Origin of the sequence: Pseudomonas sp. 18.1.10 (assembly GCF_024655625.1) — a bacterium.
In the GTDB taxonomy this organism is placed as follows: Bacteria; Pseudomonadota; Gammaproteobacteria; order Pseudomonadales; family Pseudomonadaceae; genus Aquipseudomonas.
On sequence record NZ_JANLGL010000410.1, the window covers coordinates 1 to 2,391 of the forward strand.

At 64.1% G+C, this 2,391-nt stretch carries 2 protein-coding genes; one reads left to right on the plus strand and one right to left on the minus strand.

Going from position 1 to position 2,391, the window contains the following annotated elements; translation table 11 throughout:
* The first annotated feature begins 102 nt into the window (after window positions 1-102).
* Window positions 103-996, plus strand: coding sequence for an alpha/beta hydrolase (locus tag NUV89_RS29205; RefSeq protein ID WP_257784045.1), 894 nt, complete (start codon window positions 103-105; stop codon window positions 994-996).
* On the opposite strand, the gene NUV89_RS29210 is transcribed toward NUV89_RS29205, so the two are convergent.
* A complete protein-coding gene (locus NUV89_RS29210; protein ID WP_257784046.1) occupies window positions 941-2,278 on the minus strand; it encodes an MATE family efflux transporter in 1,338 nt (445 codons plus the stop codon). The genes NUV89_RS29205 and NUV89_RS29210 overlap by 56 nt on opposite strands.
* Window positions 2,279-2,391 lie beyond the last annotated feature (113 nt).

The following is a 2,391-nucleotide window of genomic DNA, read 5'->3' on the forward strand; positions in this document are numbered from 1 at the left end:
ATCAGTCACACATGTGTTAACTGACCCACCGCTTTCGCGAGCAAGCCCGCTCCCACATTTGGATCTCCATCTTGGTAGTACCTTCTGTGTGAGGGTTGAAAGATGTCGAGCAAACTCCTGCAAGCATTCACCCTGGCACTCACCGCCTTCCTCGCGGCCTGCTCCCCGATCAAAGTGCTCAACGCACTCACCCCCTCCAGCACCTTCACCAAAACATCCGCCATCGCCTACGGCACCGATCCCCGGCAACAGCTCGATATCTACCGACCTGCCCCGGCGATTGCCCACGCCCCCGTGGTGGTGTTTTTCTACGGTGGCAGCTGGAACAACGGCTCCAAGGATGACTACGGTTTCGTCGGCGAAGCCCTGGCCTCGCGCGGCATCGTCGTGGTCATCGCCGATTACCGCCTTTACCCGCAAGTGCGTTACCCCGCGTTTCTCCAGGACGGCGCCCAAGCGGTGGCCTGGACGTACCAACACATCGCCGACTACGGCGCCGACCCCCGGCAGCTCTACGTGATGGGCCACAGCTCCGGTGCCTACAACGCGTCGATGCTGGCGCTGGATGCGCGCTGGTTGAATGAAGTGGGCTTGTCGCCAGCCATCTTCAAAGGCTGGATTGGTTTGGCGGGGCCGTATGACTTCCTGCCGATTGAAAACCGCGACGTGCGGCCGGTGTTTTTCTTCCCGGATTCGCCGCCGGAGTCCCAGCCGATCAACCATGTGACTGCCGGCGCGCCACCGAGCCTGTTGATCGCCTCGACGGATGACGACCTGGTCAACCCCACGCGCAATACCGGCGGGTTGGCGCAGAAGCTACGCACGGCAGGCGTGCCGGTGGAAGCGTTCTACTTCGACAAAACCAGCCACGCGACGCTGGTGGCTTCCCTCTCCCGACCGCTGCGTTGGCTGGCGCCGGTGCTGGACCGCGTCACCGCGTTTATCCAAGCCACTGGTCCTGCCGGTTCAAGCGCCAGGCAATCGCCCCTAAAGTGAGGCTGCGCAACGCCATAAACAGCAGGAAGGTTATCCACAGGCCGTGGTTGCCCAAGCCTTGCAGCGCCCAGGCGAATGGCAGGGCGAGCAGCACCGTCAGCAGCATGCCGTTGCGCATTTCCCGCGCGCGGGTGGCGCCGATGAACAGGCCGTCGAGCAAGTAGCTCCACACCGCAATCAACGGCAACACCGCCAGATAGGGCAGGTAGAGGTCGGCGGTTGCGCGCACGCTGGGGATATCGGTCTGCATGGCGATAAACAGGTGGCCGGCGACGCTGAACAGCAGGGCAAAGCCGACACTGGCGATCAGCGACCAACCGCCGGCGACCACCAGTGAACGGCGCAGCGTTTGGCGGTCACGGGCGCCGATGGCGTGGCCGCACAGGGCTTCGACCGCATGGGCCAGGCCGTCCAGCGCGTGGGCGGCGAGCAACAGGCCGTTGAGCAGCAGCGCGTTGGCCGCCACAGTGGCATCGCCCAGACGTGCGCCTTGCACCGTAATCATGAAAAACACCGACTGCAACGCCAGGCTGCGGATAAAAATGTCGCGGTTCACCGCCAGCAGCGGGCGCCAGCTTTCCCATCGTTTCAACACGGCCCAGGCGATATGCCCAGGGTAGGCACGCAGGGCTTTTTGCGTGAGCGCCAGGCCGAGCAGGGCGCCGGTCCATTCGGCGATCACCGAGGCCCGTGCCGAACCGACCACGCCCCAATCCAGGCCGAGGACGAACCACAGGTTCAGCGCGATATTCACCAGGTTGGTCGTCAGCAGAATCGCCAGCGGCGCCCGGGCGTTTTGCGTGCCGAGGAACCAGCCGACCAGCGCATAGCTTGCAAGCGCGGCGGGCAGGCCGAACAGGCGCGTGTGGAAAAAATCCTGGGTCAGTTGATTGAGCTCGGGGGAGGGCTGCATCCATTCCAGGGCCAGATGGCTGAAGGGAAGGCCCACCGTGCCCAGCAACATCGCCAGCCCCAGCGCCAGCAACAACCCTTGCAGGAGGATTTGCCGCAACGCCGCACCATCATTGCGCCCGGCGGCCTGGGCGGCGAACCCGGTGGAACCCATGCGCAGGAAGCCCATGGCCCAGGCCAGGAAGGTGTACAGGCTGGCGCCGACGGCCACGGCGCCCAGTTGGTGGGCGTGGGGCAGGTGGCCGATGACCATGCTGTCGACCAGGGCTACCAGCGGTACCGAGATGTTCGAAAGAATCATCGGCGCAGCTAGCGCCCATACACGGCGATGAGTAGGGCGGTCGCGCCAGTCGGTCAATAAGGTGGGCATGCGGGCTCCTCGGGAGAGCGGCATTGTAACCGTCCCTCCATGCCACCGCAGGACCAATGTGGGAGCGGGCTTGCTCGCGAATGCGGTGGATCAGCTTGCATATGTATTTCTGA

Coding starts and splice junctions, on each gene's coding strand:
- NUV89_RS29205 (WP_257784045.1), top strand. CDS start 103: ATGTCGAGCAAACTCCTGCAAGCATTCACCCTGGCACTCACCGCCTTC.
- NUV89_RS29210 (WP_257784046.1), bottom strand. CDS start 2,278: ATGCCCACCTTATTGACCGACTGGCGCGACCGCCCTACTCATCGCCGT.